This window comes from Phenylobacterium aquaticum, from assembly GCF_022695515.1.
GTDB classification, from domain to species: domain Bacteria; phylum Pseudomonadota; class Alphaproteobacteria; order Caulobacterales; family Caulobacteraceae; genus Phenylobacterium; species Phenylobacterium aquaticum.
The window spans coordinates 47,126-67,237 of the sequence record NZ_JALDPT010000004.1 but is presented as its reverse complement, the minus strand read 5'-3'; the positions used below and the strand labels follow the sequence as shown (position 1 = coordinate 67,237).

General features: G+C 69.8%; 17 protein-coding genes. 5 read left to right on the top strand and 12 right to left on the bottom strand.

Going from position 1 to position 20,112, the window contains the following annotated elements; all coding sequences use genetic code 11:
• Window positions 1–4: 4 nt before the first annotated feature.
• On the bottom strand, window positions 5–1,873 hold the full coding sequence (gene uvrC / locus MQH10_RS04450) for an excinuclease ABC subunit UvrC (protein ID WP_242562863.1): 1,869 nt from the start codon (window positions 1,871–1,873) through the stop codon (window positions 5–7).
• Window positions 1,874–1,977: 104 nt separating this feature from the next.
• Between uvrC and MQH10_RS04445 the strand changes: the two genes are divergently transcribed.
• A complete protein-coding gene (locus MQH10_RS04445; protein ID WP_242562862.1) occupies window positions 1,978–3,462 on the top strand; it encodes a sensor histidine kinase in 1,485 nt (494 codons plus the stop codon).
• Between the two features lie 7 nt (window positions 3,463–3,469).
• Here MQH10_RS04445 and MQH10_RS04440 read toward each other — a convergent pair whose 3' ends face one another.
• From MQH10_RS04440 to MQH10_RS04425, 4 genes are all read right to left on the bottom strand, one after another.
• Window positions 3,470–4,804: an amidohydrolase gene (locus MQH10_RS04440; protein WP_242562861.1), complete on the bottom strand. Its 1,335-nt coding sequence runs from the start codon at window positions 4,802–4,804 to the stop codon at window positions 3,470–3,472.
• Between the two features lie 101 nt (window positions 4,805–4,905).
• Window positions 4,906–5,211 carry a winged helix-turn-helix domain-containing protein gene (locus tag MQH10_RS04435; RefSeq protein ID WP_242562860.1) on the bottom strand — a complete coding sequence of 102 codons (306 nt, stop codon included), beginning with the start codon at window positions 5,209–5,211 and terminating at the stop codon, window positions 4,906–4,908.
• A 10-nt stretch (window positions 5,212–5,221) separates the two neighbouring features.
• Entirely contained in the window at window positions 5,222–5,851 is a 630-nt protein-coding gene (locus MQH10_RS04430; protein WP_242562859.1) for a hypothetical protein, read from the bottom strand.
• A gap of 72 nt (window positions 5,852–5,923) precedes the next feature.
• The gene (locus tag MQH10_RS04425) at window positions 5,924–6,772 is read right to left on the bottom strand and encodes a polysaccharide deacetylase family protein (protein ID WP_242562858.1); all 849 of its coding nucleotides are present in this window, start codon (window positions 6,770–6,772) and stop codon (window positions 5,924–5,926) included.
• Between the two features lie 214 nt (window positions 6,773–6,986).
• Between MQH10_RS04425 and MQH10_RS04420 the strand changes: the two genes are divergently transcribed.
• Window positions 6,987–8,681, top strand: a complete 1,695-nt coding sequence (locus MQH10_RS04420) for a class I adenylate-forming enzyme family protein (protein WP_242562857.1) — start codon at window positions 6,987–6,989, stop codon at window positions 8,679–8,681.
• On the opposite strand, the gene MQH10_RS04415 is transcribed toward MQH10_RS04420, so the two are convergent.
• Complete coding sequence (locus MQH10_RS04415; protein ID WP_242562856.1) at window positions 8,678–10,033, bottom strand: ATP-binding protein; 1,356 nt, start codon at window positions 10,031–10,033, stop codon at window positions 8,678–8,680. The two genes, MQH10_RS04420 and MQH10_RS04415, sit on opposite strands and share 4 nt — an antisense overlap.
• Window positions 10,030–10,752 (bottom strand): response regulator, encoded by a 723-nt coding sequence (locus MQH10_RS04410; protein ID WP_242562855.1) that lies wholly within the window; start codon window positions 10,750–10,752, stop codon window positions 10,030–10,032. Before MQH10_RS04410 ends, MQH10_RS04415 begins: the two co-directional genes overlap by 4 nt.
• Before the next feature lie 200 nt (window positions 10,753–10,952).
• Between MQH10_RS04410 and MQH10_RS04405 the strand changes: the two genes are divergently transcribed.
• Genes MQH10_RS04405 through MQH10_RS04395 form a run of 3 tightly spaced genes read left to right on the top strand, consistent with a single transcriptional unit; the run spans window position 10,953 to window position 15,506 of the window.
• On the top strand, window positions 10,953–12,173 hold the full coding sequence (locus MQH10_RS04405) for an efflux RND transporter periplasmic adaptor subunit (RefSeq protein ID WP_242562854.1): 1,221 nt from the start codon (window positions 10,953–10,955) through the stop codon (window positions 12,171–12,173).
• A gap of 2 nt (window positions 12,174–12,175) precedes the next feature.
• A complete protein-coding gene (locus MQH10_RS04400; protein WP_242562853.1) occupies window positions 12,176–14,134 on the top strand; it encodes a MacB family efflux pump subunit in 1,959 nt (652 codons plus the stop codon).
• Window positions 14,135–14,150: 16 nt separating this feature from the next.
• Entirely contained in the window at window positions 14,151–15,506 is a 1,356-nt protein-coding gene (locus MQH10_RS04395; protein ID WP_242562852.1) for an efflux transporter outer membrane subunit, read from the top strand.
• Here the strand turns inward: MQH10_RS04395 and MQH10_RS04390 are convergent.
• Genes MQH10_RS04390 through MQH10_RS04370 form a run of 5 tightly spaced genes read right to left on the bottom strand, consistent with a single transcriptional unit; the run spans window position 15,503 to window position 20,029 of the window.
• Window positions 15,503–16,402, bottom strand: coding sequence for a flagellin (locus MQH10_RS04390; protein ID WP_242562851.1), 900 nt, complete (start codon window positions 16,400–16,402; stop codon window positions 15,503–15,505). The two genes, MQH10_RS04395 and MQH10_RS04390, sit on opposite strands and share 4 nt — an antisense overlap.
• Window positions 16,403–18,121 carry a flagellar hook-associated protein FlgK gene (flgK, locus tag MQH10_RS04385; RefSeq protein ID WP_242562850.1) on the bottom strand — a complete coding sequence of 573 codons (1,719 nt, stop codon included), beginning with the start codon at window positions 18,119–18,121 and terminating at the stop codon, window positions 16,403–16,405.
• A gap of 5 nt (window positions 18,122–18,126) precedes the next feature.
• The gene (locus MQH10_RS04380; RefSeq protein WP_242562849.1) at window positions 18,127–18,456 is read right to left on the bottom strand and encodes a hypothetical protein; all 330 of its coding nucleotides are present in this window, start codon (window positions 18,454–18,456) and stop codon (window positions 18,127–18,129) included.
• Window positions 18,453–19,736, bottom strand: a complete 1,284-nt coding sequence (gene flgE / locus MQH10_RS04375; protein ID WP_242562848.1) for a flagellar hook protein FlgE — start codon at window positions 19,734–19,736, stop codon at window positions 18,453–18,455. The genes MQH10_RS04380 and flgE overlap by 4 nt, the downstream gene beginning before the upstream one ends.
• A gap of 11 nt (window positions 19,737–19,747) precedes the next feature.
• Window positions 19,748–20,029, bottom strand: coding sequence for a flagellar hook assembly protein FlgD (locus MQH10_RS04370; protein ID WP_242562847.1), 282 nt, complete (start codon window positions 20,027–20,029; stop codon window positions 19,748–19,750).
• Window positions 20,030–20,112 lie beyond the last annotated feature (83 nt).

Sequence of the window (20,112 nt, the reverse complement as noted above, 5' to 3'; positions counted from 1 at the left end):
TCCTTTAGGCCTTGCGGAAGAAATCGAAAATGCGTTGCGCGAGGGCAAGGTTCACGCCCTCGACCTTGGCGAGGTCATCGACCGAGGCCCTGGAGACCCCGCGGGCCGAGCCGAAGGCGTGCAGCAGGGCGCGCTTGCGGCCCGGGCCCACGCCGTCGATTTCGTCGAGGGGGTTCTTCTTCATGTCGGCCGCGCGGCGCACGCGGTGGGTGCCGATGGCGAAGCGGTGGGCTTCGTCCCTCAGGCGCTGCAGGTAGTAGAGCACCGGCGATTTCGGCTCGAGCATGAAGTAGGGCTTGCCCGGGATGAAGAAGCGCTCGAGGCCCGCGTCGCGGTCGGGGCCCTTGGCGACGCCCACGACCGGTATGTCGTCGACGCCCAGGTCGGCCATGATCTCCATCACCACGCCCACCTGGCCCATGCCGCCATCGATCAGCACCAGATCGGGGCGCACGACATCGGCCTCGCCCTCCTCCTCTTCCTTGACCAGGCGGCCGAAGCGGCGGCGCAGCACCTCCTTCATCATCCCGAAGTCGTCGCCCGGGGTGAGGTCCGTGCCCTTGATGTTGAACTTGCGATACTGGCTCTTCTGGAAACCGTCGGGTCCGGCCACGATCATGCCGCCGACGGCGTTGGTCCCCATGATGTGGCTGTTGTCATAGACCTCGATCCGCTCGGGCGGGGCCTCCAGGCCGAAGGCCTCGGCGACGCCGATCAGCAGCTTGGTCTGGGCCGAGCTCTCCGCCATCTTGCGGCCCAGGGCCTCGCGGGCGTTGGTCAGCGCGTGCTCGACCAGCTGGCGCTTCTCGCCCTTCTGCGGCTTGAGGATCTCGACCTTGCGGCCGGCCTTCATGGCGAAGGCCTCGGCCAGCAGCTCGCGCTCGGACGGCTCGACGCTGGTCAGGATCAGCTTGGGGATCGGCTTGTCGTCATAGAACTGGCCCAGGAAGGCGCTCATGACGTCGAGGTCTTCGTCGGACTTGTCGACCCTGGGAAAATAGGCGCGGTTGCCCCAGTTCTGGCCGGCCCGGAAGAAGAAGACCTGGACGCAGGCCTGACCGCCCTCGGCGAACAGGGCGAAGACGTCGGCCTCCTCCGTGCTCTCCGGATTGATCTGCTGCTCCTGGGCGACGGAGGCCAGCGCCCGGATCCGGTCGCGCAGGCGGGCGGCCAGCTCGAACTCCATGTCGTCGGAGGCGGCCTGCATCTGCTCGGACATGCGGGTCATCACCGCGCGGCTCTTGCCGCGCAGGAAGGCCTCGGACTCGTCGACCAGCTTGCCGTAGTCCTCCAGGCTGATCAGGCCGGTGCAGGGCGCGGCGCAGCGCTTGATCTGGTGCAGCATGCAGGGCCGGGTGCGGCTCTCATAGACGCTGTCGGAGCAGGACCGCAGCAGGAAGGCCTTCTGCAGGGTGTTGAGCGTGCGGTTCACCGCGCCGGCGCTGGCGAAGGGGCCGAAATAGTCGCCCTTGATGGTGTGGGCGCCGCGGTGCTTGCGCAGCTGGGGCGCGGCGTGTTCGCGGCGGATGACGATCTCGGGGAAGCTCTTGTCGTCGCGCAGCAACACGTTGAACCGGGGCTTCATCTGCTTGATCAGATTGATCTCAAGCAGCAGGGCGTCGGTCTCGGTGCGGGTGGTGACGAACTCCATCGACCGGGTCAGGTCGACCATCAGGGCGATGCGCTGGGTGTGGAACCGTCCCTGGGCGTATTGCAGCACGCGCTTCTTCAGCGAGCGCGCCTTGCCGACATAGAGCACCTCGTCGTTCTCGCCGATCATGCGGTAGACGCCCGGCGAATCCGGCAGGCGGCGCACCTGGTCCTTGATGAGGGCGGCGCCCGTCAGCGGCGTCTCGGTTAGAGGGATCGACATGGCCCTCATATAGGCGAGTCCGGCCGTTCGCGCAGGCTGCTACAACAAGCGGAACCGTGGACCGCGATCTGCGTTTCCGGTGCAAGAGGGGGAGATCTGTTCAGATGAAGAGGATTCTCCCCGCCGAGCGCGCGCCACGGCCCGTCGCGCCGCCGCCGATCGACTTCGCCGCGGTGTTCGAGGACCTTCCCAGCCCGTACATGATCCTGGACCGCGACCTGCGCTTCGCCGCGGCCAACGCCGCCTATTGCGCCACGACGGGCCAGACCCGCGAGGCCCTGATCGGCCGGGGCCTGTTCGAGGTGTTTCCCGATCCCGGCGAGAGCGGGCGCATGCTGCGCGCCTCCCTGGACCGGGTGCTGGCCAGCGGTGCGCCGGACTCCCTCGCCTTCATTCCCTACGCCATCCCCCAGCCGCCCGAGCGCGGCGGCGGCATGGCGATGCGCTACTGGTCGGCGGTCCACACCCCGCTGAAGGGCCCCGACGGCCAGGTCGCCCATATCGTCCAGAACACGGTGGACGTCACGGAGCTGCACGAGCTGCGGGGCGCGGGCGCGTCTGCGCCGCGGGTCGGCGAGACCCAGCTGCTGCAGAGGGCCGAGGAGGTCCAGAGGCTGAACGCCAGCCTGGCCGAGGAGTCCATGCACCTGCGCGACCTGTTCATGCAGGCGCCGGGTTTCATGGTGGTGTTCTCCGGTCCCGATCACCGGCTGGAGCTGGTCAACAACGCCTTCCTGAAGCTGGTGGGCGGTCGCGCCCTGGTGGGCGAGCCCCTGATCGAGGCCATGCCCGAGCTGGTCGACCAGGGCTATATCGCCCTGCTGGACCAGGTGGCCGAGACCCAGCAGCCCTTCGTGGGCCGCGCCGCCCTGGTCGGCCTGCAGAACAGCCCGGACGCGCCGCCGGAGGAGCGCTATCTCGACTTTGTTCTCCAGCCGATCCTGGGGGCGGATGGGGTGACCCGCGGCATCTTCGTGGAAGGCAGCGACGTCACCGACCGGATCGCCGCGGAAGCGCAGCAGAAGCTGCTGCTCGACGAGCTGAACCACCGGGTGAAGAACACCCTGGCGACCGTCCAGGCGATCGCCGCCCAGACCCTGCGCCACAGCCCCGACCCCGCCGTCTTCCGGCAGGCCTTCGAGGCGCGGATCATGGCGCTTTCGGCGACGCACAACCTGCTGACCGCCACCAGCTGGCGCGGCGCCAAGCTGCGCGATGTCCTGGCGATGGAGCTCAGCCCCTATGGCGGCGAACGCTACGCGCTCGACGGGCCGGAGATCGACCTCTCGGCGCCCGCGGCCCTGGCGCTTGGCATGCTGACCCATGAGCTGGCGACCAACGCCGCCAAGTACGGCGCCCTCTCCTCAGCCGGTGGGCGGGTGGAGGTGCGCTGGCGCCTCGGCGCGGACATGCGGCTGGAGCTGGATTGGGTCGAACGCGGCGGTCCGACCGTCGTGGCCACCAGCCACCGTGGATTCGGGTCCCGGCTCATCGAGCGCAGCCTGCGCGGGGAGCTGGCGGGCCAGGCCGTCCTGGCGTTCCATCCGGACGGCCTGTGCTGTCACATCGAGCTGCCGGTCGCCGCCTGAGCGGCGATCAGGGCTGGGCGGCGTTCATCACCGCCAGCGTCATGGCCTCGACGCCGGTGCGGATGGTGGGCTCGGGGACCGGCGCGAACTGCGGGGTGTGGTTGCCGGGCAGGAACTCGCCCTTGGCCTTGGCCGCCGCGATCTTGGCCGGGTCATAGCCGCCCAGGCTGAAGAACACCGAGGGCACGCCGGCGATGATGAATTCCGAATAGTCCTCGCTGGGATAGCCGGGCGCCGGCTCCAGCACCGCCTTGTCGCCGAAGGCGGCCTTGAACACCTTGGCGGTGCGCTCGGTCAGGGGAACGTCGTTGATGACCGCCCGGCCTCCGACCACGATCTGCACGTCGGGCGCCGGCGCGCCCTGCATGGCGGCCACCGCCGACGCGGTGCGCCGGATCCCGTCGAGCATCTTTTCGCGGACCCCGGCGTCGAAGCTGCGGATCGTGCCGCGGATCACCGCGCTGTCGGGAATGATGTTGCCGGCGCTGCCGGCCTGCAGGGCGCCGACCGTCACGACGCCGAAGGAAGCCGGGTCTTTCTCGCGGCTGATCACGGTCTGGACGTCGACCACGAAGCGCGCCGCCTCGATCACCGGATCGATGGTCACGCTGGGCATGGAGCCGTGGCCGCCGCGCCCCTTGAAGGTGATGTCGAGGCTGTCGGAATTGGAGGTCACCACGCCCGGGCGGTAGGAGATCTCCCCATAGGGGCCGGGGCCCACATGCAGGGCGAAGCCCATATCCGGCTTGCCGAAGCGGGCGAACAGGCCGTCGGCCAGCATGCCGCGGGCGCCGCCGGTGGTCTCCTCGGCCGGCTGGCCGATGAACATCAAGGTGCCATGCCACTTGGACTTCAGGGCCACCAGGGCCTGGGCCGTGCCGACCCAGACGGCCATGTGGATGTCGTGGCCGCAGCTGTGATCGACCGGGGTCGGCTTGCCGTTCCAGGTGGTGACCGCGTGGCTGGCGTAGGGCAGGCCGGTCTTCTCCTCCATCGGCAGGGCGTCGAGCTCAGTGCGCACCAGGATGGTCGGGCCGGGACCGTTCTTGTAGATCGCCACGATCCCGGTCTGGGCCACGTGCTCGGTGACCGTGAAGCCCAGGGCCCGCATCTCGGCGGCCAGCTTGGCGGCGGTGGCGGTCTCCTGGAAGCCCAGCTCCGGGTGGGCGTGGATGTCCTTATAGAGCGCGTCCAGGTGCGGATAATTCTTGTTCAGCTGGGCGTCGACCGCCGCCTTCTGGGCCAGGACGTCCGGGGCCGCCGCGGCGCCGGTGGCGAAGGCCAGGCCCGCGGCGGCGCCGGCGCACAACAGGGATTTCAGGGCGATGGAGGAACGACGCACGGACATGACTCACCTTGGCTGGAGATGGGTCAGGTTAAACACCCGCAGGCTCATGCCGCAAAGTCAGCCCGGCGGGTCCGCCTCGAATTCGTCCGGAGCGATCAGGAATGCATCGGATTGACCAGCTTGGTCATGGCGTCGAGATAGCCGATGAAGGCGGTCCGGCCGGCCTCGGTCAGGGTGACGCGGGTGAGCGGCTTGCGGCCGGCGAAGCTCTTGTCGATGGCGACATAGCCCGCCTCCTCCAGCTTGCGCAGATGGACCGAGAGGTTGCCGTCCGTGGCGGAGAGCCGCTTCTTCAGCTCCCCGAACTCGGCGGTTCCGGCGGTGGAGAGGAAGGCCATGACGCCCAGCCTCAGCCGCCCGTGGATCACCTCGTCGATCTTGTCGATGTCGAAGTCGTCCATGGCCGGGGTCCTAGACGATGTCGCTGGGGGCTTGGCGCATGAGGAGGTAGCCCGGCAGGGCGACCAGCAGGAACAGGCTCGCCGCTTCCAGGGCCGAGGCGACCACCACGCGATCACTAAGCGCCGCGATCCCCAAGGCCGCGCCGAAGCTGGAATAGGCCACCAGCGCCATCCAGCCGATCCGGGTCATCGCCGCGGAGACCAGCCAGCCGGCGCCGTAGAGGGCGAAGATCACGGACGGAAAGACCGCGAACACCCGCCAGTCGGCGAACCGCCAGCTGGTCAGCATGAACGCCGCGACCAGGACCATGATCGCGACGCCGACGCCGCGCCAGGCCGAGCCCGTGGCGCGGTTGACCGGCGAGTGCGCGCCGGGCCGTGCGCCCAGGCCGCGGCGCAGCAGGCTGAGCGCCGCCAGGAACACCGCCATCGCTCCGAAGGGCAGATAGACCGACAGGGCCGGATGCTCCCGCAACAGGCCGAGCTGGAGCGCCGCGAGCCCCAGCGCCTGGACCCCGCCGAAGATCAGGCCCGCGGCCAGCAGGATCGAACCGCCCAGCATGGGCGTCGCGCGCCCCTCCTCGGCCAGGGCGCGCATGAAGCTGATGTCGTCGCGCAGGGCTTGTTTGGCGTCCGTCATGGGGACCTCCGTCATTCCGATGGAGCCTGCATAGACCAAGTACTTTATGTTTCAAAGTACTTTTTGCGCGCCCTACCCTTCGCCGCGCTGCAGGTCCCGCAGGGGTCGGAAGCTGATCGGCTTGAAACCCTCGGCCGCGATCAGGGCGGCGATGCCAGGGTCCAGGGCGCAGGCGTGGTCGTCGACGCGGATCTGGGCCTCACGGTGGTCGTAGCCGCGCAGTTCGGGTCCATCGAGCACCGGGTGCAGGTTCACCTCCGCCACCCCGGGCCCCAGCCGGGGCAGGACCTTGCGCAGGAGGTCGGCGGTGGGCTCGCCCCAGCGGGAGACGAAGGCGTCGGGGAAAACCAAGCCCAGCTGGGCCGCCGGCCGTCGCGACAGGAAGCCCAGGCCCGGCTCGTGCCGCGCCCCCACCATGCGCAGGGGCAGGCGATATTCGCAGGCCAGCTCGACATAGATCTCGAAGAACCGCGGATCGAGCTGGACCGTGCCCATGTGGGAGTCGAGGTGGGTGACGTCGACGCCCCAGTCGAGCGCCTGGTCGATCTGGGCCCGGCACTCGCGGCGCACGTCGTCGGGATGGGCCCGGGCGAACACCGCCGCCGCCGTCGCCGGCATATAGCCCTGGGCGTCGTGCAGAGAGGCCGCGCCGGTGAGCGCGCGCCAGCGATAGCCGGGATATTCGGCGGTCAGGGTCAGGTGCACGCCCACGTCCAGGCCCGCGAACATCTCCACCGCCTCGACCGCCCAGGGACAGGGGACCATCAGGGTGGCGCTGGTGGCGATCCCTGCGGTCATCGCCTCGAGGCTGGCGAGGTTGGCCGCATGGCTGGAGCCGATGTCATCGCAATTGACGATCAGCAGACGCTCGCCCGGCCCGTGGCCCAGCCGCTCCGCCACCGATCCGACCGCCTCGCCCATCGCCGCCCTCCCCGCGCGCCGCCATTCGGCCGGGCCCGCGGGCTCCTGTCCAGGGCCCTGGCGGCGCCGGGGACGGAGCATTTGCGAAAAGATTCGCGGGCAGCCGCCATCAGCAGTTGCCAGAGACCCGCCCGACATTGAAATAGGCCCCGTTCGAAGGCCCGCGCAGACGGGCCAGGACGGGCGTTATGTGGATCTAGGGAAGGAACGTGCGTTGCATTACCAGGAGCTGAAGCAGGCGTGGGCGGAACTGACCGCGCCCGGCGCCCCGTTCGAGATCGCTGTCGCCGAGGTGCGCGGCGTGCCGATCCGCACCTTCAAGAACGTCCCGCCCTCGGTTCGCGAGTTCTGGCTGTCCACGGCCGCCTTCGCCGACCGCACCTATCTCGTCTATCAGGACGAGCGCATCACCTATGCCGAGGCGCACCAGCAGGTCGCCTCGATCGCCAACTGGCTGATGGCCAACGGCGTCGTCCCCGGCGACCGCGTGGCGATCGCCATGCGCAACTATCCGGAATGGATGCTGATCTATTGGGCCTGCGTCTCCATCGGCGTCGCCGCCGTCGGCATGAACGCCTGGTGGACCACCGAGGAAATGGCCTATGCGCTGAAGGACTCCGCGCCCAAGGCGGTGTTCGCCGACGCCGAGCGCCTGGCCCGCATCCAGGAGCGTCCTGAGATGGCCGGCGACGCCAAGCTGGTCGGCGTGCGCCTGGCCGCGCCCGCGCCGCGCGTCACGCCCTATGCCGAGGTCATCGCAACCGGCGGGACCCTGCCCGACGTGACCGTCGATCCCGACGCCGACGCCTGCATCTTCTACACGTCGGGCACCACCGGCTTCCCGAAGGGGGCGCAGCTCACCCATCGCGGCTGCGTCGCCAACCTGTTCAACATGATCTCCTGCGGCCAGGCCCAGGCGCTGGCCACCCAACGGGCGACCGGCGTGCAGCCCCCGGCCGAGGCTCCGATCCCGGTCTCGCTGCTGACCACGCCGCTGTTCCACGTCACCGCCAACAACTGCGGCGCCTACATGACCACCGCCGCCGGCGGGACCATGGTCCTGATGTACCGCTGGGACGCGGGCGAGGCGCTGAAGCTGATCCAGCGCGAGAAGGTCACGGCCATGAGCGGCGTGCCGGTGATGTCGCGTGAGCTGATCACCCACCCCGAGTTCGACAAGCACGACGTCTCCAGCCTGATGAGCCTGGGCGGCGGCGGGGCCCAGCTGCCGCCGGACCTGGTGCACAAGATCGATTCCAGCGTGAAGAGCGCCCGGCCGAACACCGGCTACGGCATGACCGAGACCTGCGGGATCATCACCTCGGTGTCCGGCGACTTCTTCGTCGACCGCCCCGACAGCGCCGGCCCGCCGGTGCCGACGCTGGAGGTCAAGTGCGTGGATGACGACGGGAACACCGTTCCCCGGGGCCAGGTCGGCGAGCTGTGGGTGCGCGGCGCCCCGGTCATCAAGGGCTATATCAACCGCCCCGAGGCGACCGCCGAATCCATCACCGACGGCTGGCTGCACACCGGCGATGTGGCCCGGATCGACGAGGACGGCTTCATCTATATCGTCGACCGCAAGAAGGACATGGTGCTGCGCGGCGGCGAGAACGTCTATTGCGCCGAGGTCGAGGCGACCCTCTATCGCCATCCGGCCGTGGCCGAATGCAGCGTGTTTGGCGTGCCGGACGCCCGCCTCGGCGAGGAGGTGGCGGCCGCCGTCCACCTGCGTCCGGGCATGACCGTGACGGGCGACGAGCTGCGCGCCCACTGCGCCGGCCTGATCGCCAAGCACAAGGCCCCCCGCTACATCTGGATCCTCAGCGAGCCCCTGCCGCGCAACGCCTCGGGCAAGTTCCTGAAGCGCGAGCTGCGGGAGAAGCTGGCCCTGGAGGAAGCGGCCTAGGCCGACACGGCGAAGACCAGCTCGGCCTCCAGCCCGCCCTCGGGGTGATTGCGCAGGGAGAGCCGGGCGCCGTTCTTCTCGGCGAGCGCGCGGGCGATGGCGAGGCCCAGCCCCGCCCCGCCGGTGTCGCGCGACCGGGAGTCCTCCAGCCGCACGAAGGGCTCGAGGATGGTCTCCAGCTGATCCTCCGGCACGCCGGGGCCACGGTCGCGGATGCGGACGGCCACGCCCGCGCCGCGCGGCTCGCTCAGCACCTCGACGTCGCCCCCGTACTTGGCGGCGTTGTCCATCAGATTGCCGACGCAGCGGCGCAGGGCGTCGGGCCGGGCCAGGACATCGCGTCCCGCGCCGCGCACGAAGCGGGCTTGGGCGCCGGCGTCGATCGCATCCTCCACCAGGCTCTCCAGCAGGGAGTCCAGGTCCAGCCGGGCCGGGGGCTCGATGCTCTCGGCGCTGCGGGCCAGGTCCAGCCCCTGGCGGATCAGGGCCTGCATCTCGGCGAGGTCGCCCAGCAGCTTGCCGCGCAGGGCCTCGTCCCCGACCTTTTCCAGCCGCAGGCGGATGCGGGTCAGGGGGGTCTGCAGGTCATGGGTGATCGCGGCCAGCATCTGGGTGCGGTCCGACAGGTTGCGCTTCAGCCGGGCCTGCATGGCGTTGAAGGTCCGCGCCGCCTCGGCCACCTCGGTCGGGCCGGCCTCGGCCATGGGCGCGCGGTCGAGATCACGACCCAGCTCGCCCGCCGCGTGGGACAGGTCGCGCAAGGGCGCGGTCGACATCCGCGCCAGGACCAGGGCCATCACCGCCGCGCCGGCGCCCAGGATGGCGAGGGCCAGGGGATCGACGCTGCGGGCCTCGCCCACCAGCCGCGGCGGGGTGCCGACCAGCAGCCGGGCCGGGGCGCCGGACTTGAGCTTGAGGGTCACCAACCAGCAGATCGGCGGCTGGATGCCCAGGCGGACCTCGTCAGGGCCCGGGGTGCGGATCCGGCGGCGGCTGTCGCCGGCCCGCAGGCAGTTGCCGACGTCGGCGTGACGCGCCTCCACCCCGCTCGCCGCCCCGAAGCGCTGGACCAGCAGGGCGGTGAAGGCCGGGTCCACGGGCCCGGCCGTGACGCGGTCGGCCGGCAGGTCCCGGGGCCCGACGCCGTCCGCCAGGGTCCCGCCGCGTTCCCGCTGGGCGACAATGTCCTCGGCCCAGTCGGCGGCGCGCTCCAGGTGCAGGCGCTCCAGATCGGCGCGGCGCTTGGCGTCGGCCACGGTGAGCGACAGGCCCGCCGAGACGAATACGCCCAGCAGCAGGACCAGGAACATCCGCCCGGCCATGGAGGCGAAAAAGGCCCGCAACGTCTTCATTCCAGGGTGACCACGGCGGCCAGCACATAGCCCTCGTTGCGGACCGTCTTGATCAGCTCGGGCGCGCGAGGATTGTCGTCGAGCTTCTGGCGCAGGCGGCTGATCTGCAGATCGATGGCGCGGTCCAGCGCCTCGGCCTGGCGCACGGCGCCCAGGGCCAGCAGCTGTTCGCGGCTGAGCACCCGGTTGGCGTGCTCCACCAGGATGCGCAGCAGGCGGAACTCGGTGCCGGACAGCATCACCACCCGCCCGGCCGGATCGACCAGATGGCGGCGTTCGAAGTCCAGGGTCCAGCCGTTGAACCGGGCGCGGACGGCGTCCAGGGGTTCGAGATTGGCCGGCAGGGCGCGGCTGCGGCGCAGCACGCTGCGGATCCGCGCCAGGAGTTCGCGGGGCTCGAAGGGCTTCGGCAGATAGTCGTCCGCCCCCATCTCCAGGCCCAGAATGCGGTCGATGGGCTCGCCCCGGGCGGTGAGCATGATGATCGGGGTCTCGGACCTGGCCCTCACCTGGCGGCAGAGGGTCAGGCCGTCCTCGCGGGGCAGGTTGAGGTCGAGCACGATCAGGTCGATCCCGCCCCGGTCGAGGATCCTGCGCATCTCCACGCCGTCGGCGGCCGCCGACACCTGGTAGCCGGCGTCCGAGAGCTGCTCGGCCACCAGGGTTCGGATGTCACGGTCGTCGTCGACGATCAGCAGATGCTCGGGAGCCGCGGTCATGATCTCCATCATGGCGGCAAACCCCGCCCCATGGGCAGGAATCTTGTGTCGCAGCATGGCTCCGCCCGGGGCCTGACACATGGCGACACACCAAACCCGCCCCCCGTTACATGGCGACACCGAACGGTCGCCCCGTCGCCACACCCGGCCCCCAGTCAGGTCGGGTCCACAAGATCCACAGACCCACGATCCGGCGCCCCATGAAACTGACCCAGAGAAAAACCGTCCTGATCGCCGCCGGCGTCGTCGCCGCCCTGGTCGTGGGCCTGCTGATCAAGACCCTGCTGTTCCCGGCCCCGCCGAAGAACCCCTTCATCACCGCGCCGGCGACCATCGGCTCGGTGGAGCAGACCGTGATGGCCACCGGCACGCTGGAGCCCGTCACACTGGTCAGCGTCGGCGCCCAGGTGTCCGGCCAGCTCACCACCCTGAACGTTGAGCTCGGCCAGACGGTGAAGAAGGGCCAGCTGATCGGCCAGATCGATTCCCAGCCGCAGGAGAACGCCCTGCACACCGCCGAGGCGCAGCTGGCCAATGTCCGCGCCCAGCGCGAGGAAGCGGCCGCGAACCTGGTCCAGGCCGAGGCCGCCTATCGCCGCCAGGCCCAGATGCTGGCGGCGGACGCCACCGCCAAGGCTGACTACGACACCGCCGAGGCCGGCTTCAAATCCGCCCGCGGCCAGCTTGCCGCCCTCGACGCCCAGATCACCAGCGCCTCGGTCTCGGTGCGCACGGCCCAGGTCAATCTCGGCTACACCCGCATCGTCTCGCCGATCGACGGCACGGTCGTCGCCATCGTGACCAAGCAGGGCCAGACGGTGAACGCCAACCAGTCGGCGCCGACCATCGTCAAGGTCGGCCAGCTGGGGACCATGACCGTCCAGGCCGAGATCTCCGAAGCCGACGTGATCAAGGTCCATCCCGGCCAGGAGGTCTATTTCACCGTGCTGGGCGATCCCGATCGCCGCTATACGGCCAGGCTGCGCGCTGTCGAGCCGGCCCCGGAATCGCTGGCCACCGACACCACGAGCTCCAGCTCCAGTTCGTCGAGCTCCAGCTCCACCGCCATCTATTATGACGGGCTGTTCGATATTCCGAATACGGATGGTCGGCTGCGCACCTCGATGACGGCGAACGTCAATATCGTGCTGGCGCGGGTCGACAATGTCCTGACCATCCCGTCGGCCGCCCTGAACGGCAAGAGCCGCGGCGGCCGCTACCAGGTCCAGGTGATCGGCGAAAACGGCAAGCCCGAGCCGCGCACCGTGACCATCGGGGTCAACAACAACGCCGTCGCCCAGGTGCTGTCCGGTCTCAAGGCCGGCGACAAGGTCGTGGTCGCCCAGGCCGCCGCCGGCGCCGCCCCCGCCGCCCAGAGCAATGGCGGCCGCCGTGGACCGCCTAGCCCGATGGGGTTCTGAGCATGACCTCGCCGATCATCGAGATCCGGGGGCTGAGGCGGGAGTTTCCCGCCGGCGACCAGACCCTGGTGGTGCTGAAGGACGTCGACCTGGCCATCGCGGCCGGGGAGATGGTCGCCATCGTCGGGGCGTCGGGATCGGGCAAGTCGACCCTGATGAACATCCTGGGCTGCCTGGACCGGCCGACCGCCGGCTCCTACCGGGTGGCGGGGCGCGAGACCGCCGAGCTGGGCCCCGACGAGCTGGCCGAACTGCGCCGCGAGCATTTCGGCTTCATCTTCCAGCGCTACCATCTGCTGGGCGACCTGACGGCGCTCGGCAATGTCGAGGCGCCGGCCATCTATGCGGGCGTCGGCCGCGAGGCGCGGCGCACCCGCGCCGCCGGCCTGCTCGGCCGGCTGGGGCTCAGCGAGCGCCTGACCCACAAGCCCGGACAGCTGTCCGGCGGACAGCAGCAGCGGGTCTCCATCGCCCGCGCCCTGATGAACGGCGGGGACGTGATCCTGGCCGACGAGCCCACCGGCGCGCTCGACACCACCAGCGGCGCCGAGGTGATCCAGATCCTCAAGGAGCTGCACGAAGAAGGCCGCACGGTCATCATCGTCACCCACGACATGGCGGTCGCCGAGCACTGCCACCGCATCATCGAGATCCGCGACGGCGAGGTGATCTCGGACCGCGCCAATGGCGAGGCCGACATCCGGGCCCGGACTGGGGGCGATCGCGCGACCGCCACGGAATCGAGCCTTCAGGCCGCCGCCGACCGGTTCAGCGAGGCCTTCCGCATGGCGCTGACCGCCATGAACGCCCACCGGCTGCGGACCTTCCTGACCATGCTGGGCATCATCATCGGCATCGCCTCGGTGGTCTCGGTCGTAGCCCTGGGCGAGGGGTCGCGCCGCCAGGTGCTGGCCAATATCGCCTCCATCGGCACCAACACGCTGGACATCATGCCGGGCAAGGATTTCGGCGACATGCGGTCAGGCAAGATCCGCACCCTGGTGGTGTCGGACGCCGACGCGCTCGCCCAGCAGCCCTATGTCGACAGCGTCACCCCGACCGTCCAGACCAGCGTCACCCTGCGCTTCGGCAACATCGCCGCCACCGGCCAGGTGAGCGGGGTCGGCGACCAGTACTTCCGGGTCAAGGGCATGAAGATCGCCTCGGGCCAGTTCTTCGACCGCGACAGCGTGCGCCGCTACAGCCAGGACGCGGTGATCGACCAGAACACCTACAACACCCTGTTCAAGGTCAATGGCGTGGAGCCGATCGGCCAGGTGATCCTGGCCGGCGACGTGCCCGTGCGGGTCGTCGGCGTGATCCAGAAACAGGGATCGAGCTTTGGCGGCGGCGGCGAGAACCTCAGCGTCTATCTGCCCTACACCACCGTCCAGGCCCGCATGCTGGGGACCACCACCCTGCGCAGCGTCACGGTGCGGATGAACGACGCGACCTCCAGCGACATCGCCCAGACGGCGGTGACGCGGCTGCTGACCCAGAGGCACGGGTCCCAGGACTTCTTCATCGTCAACACCGACGACATCCGCCAGACCATCACGGCCACCACCCAGACCATGACCCTGCTGATCGCGGCCATCGCGGTGATCTCTCTGGTGGTGGGCGGGATCGGGGTGATGAACATCATGCTGGTCTCGGTCACCGAGCGCACCGGCGAGATCGGGGTGCGCATGGCGGTCGGCGCCCGCCAGAGCGACATCCTCCAGCAGTTCCTGATCGAGGCCGTGCTGGTCTGCATCATCGGCGGGACCCTGGGCGTGCTGGCCGCGCTCGGCTTCGGCGCGGCGTTCCAGGCGTTCGGCAGCACCTTCAAGCTGGTGTTCTCCGTCTCCTCGATCATCGCCGCCTTCGCCTGCTCCACCCTGATCGGCGTGGTCTTCGGATATCTGCCGGCGCGCAGCGCCGCGCGGCTGGATCCGGTGGCCGCCCTGGCCCGCGACTGAGGCCCCCGCACCCATGATGACCCGACATCCCCTGCTGATCCTGACCCTGGTCGCGACCACCGCGCTCGGCGGCTGCGCGACCGCCTACACCCGACCCTCCGCGCCCCTGCCGGCGGCCTATCCCCACGCAGTCGCCGCGACGGCCGCCCCCGCCGCGACGGGCGAGGCCTGGTGGAGCGCCTTTGGCGACGAGCGCCTCGACCGGCTGGTGACCCAGGTGCTGGCCCGCAACAACAATCTGGCGGCCGCCACCATCCTGGTCCGCCGCGCCCAGCTGGAGGCCGGGATCGCCGGCAATGCGCTCCTGCCGCAAGGCTCGGGCCAGGCGAACTCAACCGTCAGCCTGCAGGACGGAAACGCCCAGTCGCACAGCGTGCAGGCGAGCGTCAGCTATACGGCCGACCTGTTCGGCAAGCTGGGCGCCGAACGCGACGCCGCCCGCTGGGAAGCCCGCGCCACGGCCCAGGACCTGGCCGCCACCCGCCTGGCCCTGGAGGGCACGACGCTCGAGCTCTACTGGACCCTGGCCTATCTCAACCAGCAGATCGCCAGCGGCGAGGCCAGCGTCGCCTATGCCCGCCAGACGCTCACCCTGGTCACCGCCCAGCATGACGCCGGCGCCGTCTCGGCGATCGAGCTGAACGAGGCGCGGCGCAATGTCGAGACCCAGGTCGCGGCCCAGTCGGCCCTGGTGCAGCAAAGGGTCGAGACCCGCAACGCCCTGACCCTGCTGCTGGCCGGAACCCCGTGGCCCGAGGCCGACGAACCCCAGAGCCTCAGCGCAGCGGTCCTGCCGCAGGTCGATCCCGGCGTTCCCGCCGATCTGGTCGCCCGCCGCCCCGATCTGGCCGCCGCCGAGCAGCGGCTGCGCGAAAGCCTCTCGGGCGTGGACGCCGCCAAGGCCAGCTTCTATCCGGCCATCACCCTCACCGCTTCGGGCGGCGGGACCAGCTCCGAGCTCTCCAAGGTGCTGTCTGATCCGACCTCCAGCCTGGGGGTCGGGATCACCCTGCCCTTCCTGAACTGGAACGCACTCAGCCTGAACCTCAAGGTCTCCAAGGCCGACTATGAGCGGGCGGTGGTGCTGTTCCGCCAGTCCCTGCTGCAGGCCTTCGTCGATGTGGACAACGCCCTGTCCTCGCGCCGCCAGCTGGCCGACCAGGGGCGGAGCCTGGAGGCGTCCCAGGTCGCGGCCCGGCGGGCCGAGCAGCTCTATGGCGTGCGCTACAAGGCCGGCGCCGTCGACCTGCGCACCTGGCTGGACGCCCAGGAAAAGGCCCGGGCGGCCGATCTGTCGGCGGCCGCCAACCGCCAGAGCCAGCTCCTGGCGCTCTCGACCCTCTACCAGGCGCTCGGCGGCGCGACCCGCTAGAGGTATTTGGCCAGGCTGAGTGAGGCGAGCTTGGAGATGGTCGAATAGAGCGACTCGATCTGGGTCTGAATCTGCACCACCTGCACGGCCGCGGCGCTCAGGTCCGCGCCGTTCAGGCTGGAGGCCAGGCTGGTCAGGGTGTCGGACTTGGCCTTGTTGCGGGCCGCCAGGTCCTCCAGGGCGTTGGCGTGGACCGACAGGGTCTCCTGCAGGGTTCCCAGCGCATCGACCGACTGGCCGACCAGTTCGAAGGCGGCGGAGGTGACGGTGGCGTCCGCCGGACTGGCGGCGATGGCGGCCAGCGCCCGGGCCAGTTTCTCGAAGGCCGGATTGTCGGCCTGGACCGTCAGGTCGATCGACTGGCCGTCCGAGGTGGTCAGGCTGCGACCGGTCGAGGTCCCGGAAAAATAGCCGTCATTCGCGGTCGCCGCGTCGGTCGAAGAGGTGAAGGCCTCGGCGCTGAAATCGACCGGCGCCTGGTCCGAGGCCTGGCCGGCGAATAGATACGAGCCGGCGTGCTGGGCGTTGAGCATGCCCTGGAGATCCTCCAGCCAGGACTGGGCCTTGGCCTGCAGGGCGCTGGAATCGTCCGTGGACGACACGCTGGCCAGCTGGCTCTTGATGCTGGTGGCCAGGTCGGCGATGTCGCCCACCGCCGAGTATCCGGCCTGGACATAGGCCTGGGCGCTGGTCGCCGCGGCGGTGTCGGCGGCGAGCGCCGTCTGCCGCGCCCCGATCCGCAGGACCTGGGCCGCGTCGCCCCCCAGACCACCCAGGGTCTCGGACTTCACGCCCGAGGCTTCCTGGGCGTGGAGGTCGGCGTACTTGGCCTGCAGCTTCATGCCCGAGGCCACCAGGCTCTGGGCGTGGGCGAATGTGGCGACCCGGCCGATCATCTAGTTCACCATCGAGATCAGGGACTCGAACAGGGTCTTGGCGATGGAGACCAGCTGGGCCGTGGCCTGGTACTGGTTCTGGTAGACCGTCAGATTGGCGAGCTCCTCGTCCATATTGACGCCGGTCTGGTCCGACAGCCGGGTCTTGACCTGGTCGAGCACCGACTGGGTCGAGGTGGCGCTGGTCGAGGCCTGGGACACCAGGCTGGCCGCGGCGGAGACGAACTTGGTCGCATAGCCCTGCAGGGTCCCCGACTCGGCCGCGAAGTCCCCGGCCGAGGGGAAGGTGGTCTTCTGGCCGAACACGGCCGACAGAGCGTCGGTGGTGGTGGTGTCGGCGACCGAGATCACCGCGTCGCCCACGGTCAGGGTCCCCGACCCCAGGGCGGCCGTCGGCAGCTTGGACGGATCCGACTTCAGGGTGGCCGACAGGCCGATGTCGGCGGCGGAGGATCCGGTGAAGACCGCGTTCAGGCCGAAGGCGGCGGCGAAGCCCTGGCTCGGCGATCCCATGGCGCTGTCCAGGCTGGCGACCGCCACGCCGGCGCTCGCGTCGTCGGCGCTGAGCACCAGCTTGCCGTCCGATGACAGCGCGGCCGAGATCCCGTCGATGGCGTCGAGGCCGGCGACCAGATCCCCCACCGTCGCATAGCTGGACAGGTCCAGGTCCTGGCTGGAGACCAGGGTTCCGCTGGACGACACCACGGCCAGGCGCACCGAGCCGGTCGCCCAGAGGGCGTCGGAGCCGGAGACGCTGGTCGCGCCGGTCAGGCTGTTGGGCGGCGGATAGGCGGTCCCGCCGGCGGCGACGGCGTTGGTCTGGCTGATCAGGCCGGCGGCCAGGGCGTCGAGCTTGGCCTGTTCGCCGACCAGGCTGTCGTCGCGCAGGCTGATCAGACCGCCCAGGGTCCCGCCGCTGACCGAGCCGGTGATGTCCTTGCCGTTCAGGGTCAGGGCGGCGATCTGGTCAGGATAGGTCGCATCGGCGTTCAGGCTGGAGGAGACCTGGTAGCCGAGGGTCGCCGCCGTCGCGCCCAGCAGTTGGTCGCCGCCGGCCGAATAGACGGCCACCCGGCCCTGGCTGTCGGTGTAGTAGGAAATCCCGATCAGTCCCGACAGGGTGGTCAGGGCCGTGTCCCTCTGGTCCTGCAGATCGGTGACGTCCGCGCCGCCGGCGCTGGCGATCTGGTCGTTGAGGGATTGCAGGGTCTTCAGGGTGTCGTTGATCTGGCCGACCGTGTCGCCGATGGCGACATTGGCCTCGGTGCGCAGGGTCTGGATCTCGCCGGACAGGGTCTTGATCGCCTGGGCCAGGCTGCCGGCGTCGGACACCACCTGGGTCTTGGCGGCGTCGGAGTCCGGCGACGCCGACAGGGCGGTGAGCGAGGCTTGGAAGGCGCTGACCAGGCTGGAGAGATCGTCGGACTGGGTCGTCGAACCCAGCGCCGCGTCATAGGACTGCATATAGCTGTCGATCACCGCCGCCTGAGCCGAGGCGCCCGAGGCCTTGGTCAGGCTGCGGGTCAGATAGGCGTCGGCCGCGCGGGTGACCGTGGCCTGGTTCAGCGCGGTGTTGGCGGTCGAGGCCTCCGTCGAGACCAGCTTGCGCGAATAACCGGTCTCGCTGGCGTTGGCGACATTGGCGTTGGCGACCGCGATCCGGGTCTGGGTGGAGAGTAGGGCCGATGTCGCCTGGGCGACCACGCCGTTGAGCGACATGACCGTCAGCCCTTCCTGCGGGCGGCGGGGGTCACCGCGCGCAGATAGCTGGCCATGGCCGCGCAGCCCTGGTTGACGGCGGTGAGCTCGCCCCGGGCGGCCGCCATCTCGCGCTCCAGCCAGCTCAGCCGGGCCGACAGCACCGAGCCGATCACGTCGAGATCGGAGAGCAGATCCAGGCGCTCGTCCTCGGTGAGGTCCGCCAGGCCGCGCGCCACCGTCTCGGCCAGGCGCAGGGCCTCTTCCTGGGTCTCCACGACCGGCACGGTGTGGCCCGCCCGGCGGCTCGCCCAGGCCTGCAGCCGCAGGCGCGCCAGATCGCGGGCGGCGGTCACCGGACCGCCTGCAGCAGGGAATCGAACATGTCCTTGGCGGTGGTGACCACCTGGGAGGCGGCGGAATAGGCCTGCTGGGCGACGATCATCTTGTTGAACTCGGTCGCCGTGTCGGTCGCCGAGCCCTCCAGCGCGCTGGCCACCAGGCTGCCGGCCCCGCCGGTCCCGGCCCAGGACAGGGCCACCTGGCCGGCCGCCTGGTTCTCGTCATAGACCGTGCCGGAGATCTGGGTCAGGCCGTTGGGATTGTTGAAGGTGGCGACCGGCACCTTGTAGATCGTGACGCTGAGGCCGTTGTCGAAGGCCGCCGTGACCAGGCCGTCGGCGCCGATGGTGACCGAGGACAGCTGGCCATAGCGCGAGCCATTGGCCTCCACCGTCGGGTTCTCGATCGCCGGGGTCGAGGTGGTCGAGGCGTACTGGGTGAGCCCGTCGGTGCCCCCGACCGTGCCGAGGTTGAGGGTGATGGCCCCGTCCGCCGCCCCGCTGGTGTAGCCGGAGATGGAGAGCGCGATCGGATCGGGATTGGTGGAGGCCAGGACCCCGTTGGAATCGAAGGTCACATCGATGCTGGTCGGCGAGATGGTCCCTGTCTGGGTCGCCGTTGTGTCGGCGCTGGCGTAGGGATTGGCCAGCGCGAGCGTCCAGCTGTTGGCGGCGGTCTTGGTCCAGGTCTGGTCGATGGTCTGGCTGACGCCCAGGGAGTCGATCACCGTCATGGACGAGGTGAAGCTGTCGCCCACCGCCGCGTCGGCCGGGAGATTGGCCGACATGGTGACCTTGTCCGTCGCCTCCGCCGTGCCGCTGATCGAGGAGACGTTGATCGGCTTCAGATTGCTGATGTCGTTGGTGTTGGCCGCCAGGACATTGCCGTCGGAATCCGTCGGGAAGCCCATCAGGTAGTAGCCCTCGCTGTTGACGAGGTAGCCGCTGGCGTCGGCGGCGAAGCTGCCATTGCGGCTGTAGGCGTATTCCGAGGCCTTGGCGGTCGAGGAGTCGGCGACCACGAAGAAGCCGTCGCCCTGGATGGCGGCGTTGGTGGCGACGCTGGTCGAGGACACCAAGCCCTGGACCCGCATGGCCTGGCTCTGCTTGGCCACCACGCTGGAGATGCTGGTCGAGGAGCCCATGGCCCCGGTCACCAGGGCGTCGAAGCTGGTCTCCTTGGTCTTGTAGGCGGTGGTCGAGGAGTTGGCGATGTTCTCCGAGATGGCCGAGAGCGCCAGGCTCTGGGCGGTCAGGCTGGAGACGGCGGAGGAAAGCGCGGAGGACAGGCTCATGGCGACCGCGCTCAGGCTTGCGAGGCGAGCTGGGAGACCTGGGTCAGCAGCGACGACAGGTTGCTGGAGATCGTGTCCAGGGTGGTGTTGGTGTTCATCTGCTGCTCGAGGCCAGCGTACTGGACGAGCTGGCTGGTGAACTCCGACGGATCGGTCGGGTTGAGCGGGTTCTGGTTCTTCAGCTGGGTGGTCAGGAGCTGCAGGAACTGGGTCTTGGCGGCCTCGCTGGTCGAGGCGGAGGTCGTGGCCGCCGTCGTGGTGGCGGTGCTCGTGGCGGATGAAATCGTGGTCATCGGAACCCTCTCCGTCGTCGGATGAACGGGCGGCCGGGCGGCGCGCTCATCGGGTTCAACGGAGCGACCCGCGCCGATGGGGC

Coding starts and splice junctions, on each gene's coding strand:
- MQH10_RS04390 (WP_242562851.1), bottom strand. CDS start 16,402: ATGATCGGCCGGGTCGCCACATTCGCCCACGCCCAGAGCCTGGTGGCC.
- flgE (WP_242562848.1), bottom strand. CDS start 19,736: ATGAGCCTGTCCTCCGCGCTTTCCTCCGCCGTCTCCAGCCTGACCGCC.
- MQH10_RS04410 (WP_242562855.1), bottom strand. CDS start 10,752: ATGACCGCGGCTCCCGAGCATCTGCTGATCGTCGACGACGACCGTGAC.
- MQH10_RS04405 (WP_242562854.1), top strand. CDS start 10,953: ATGAAACTGACCCAGAGAAAAACCGTCCTGATCGCCGCCGGCGTCGTC.
- MQH10_RS04425 (WP_242562858.1), bottom strand. CDS start 6,772: ATGGGCGAGGCGGTCGGATCGGTGGCGGAGCGGCTGGGCCACGGGCCG.
- MQH10_RS04430 (WP_242562859.1), bottom strand. CDS start 5,851: ATGACGGACGCCAAACAAGCCCTGCGCGACGACATCAGCTTCATGCGC.
- MQH10_RS04445 (WP_242562862.1), top strand. CDS start 1,978: ATGAAGAGGATTCTCCCCGCCGAGCGCGCGCCACGGCCCGTCGCGCCG.
- MQH10_RS04435 (WP_242562860.1), bottom strand. CDS start 5,211: ATGGACGACTTCGACATCGACAAGATCGACGAGGTGATCCACGGGCGG.
- MQH10_RS04395 (WP_242562852.1), top strand. CDS start 14,151: ATGACCCGACATCCCCTGCTGATCCTGACCCTGGTCGCGACCACCGCG.
- MQH10_RS04415 (WP_242562856.1), bottom strand. CDS start 10,033: ATGAAGACGTTGCGGGCCTTTTTCGCCTCCATGGCCGGGCGGATGTTC.
- uvrC (WP_242562863.1), bottom strand. CDS start 1,873: ATGTCGATCCCTCTAACCGAGACGCCGCTGACGGGCGCCGCCCTCATC.
- flgK (WP_242562850.1), bottom strand. CDS start 18,121: ATGTCGCTCAACGGCGTGGTCGCCCAGGCGACATCGGCCCTACTCTCC.
- MQH10_RS04370 (WP_242562847.1), bottom strand. CDS start 20,029: ATGACCACGATTTCATCCGCCACGAGCACCGCCACCACGACGGCGGCC.
- MQH10_RS04400 (WP_242562853.1), top strand. CDS start 12,176: ATGACCTCGCCGATCATCGAGATCCGGGGGCTGAGGCGGGAGTTTCCC.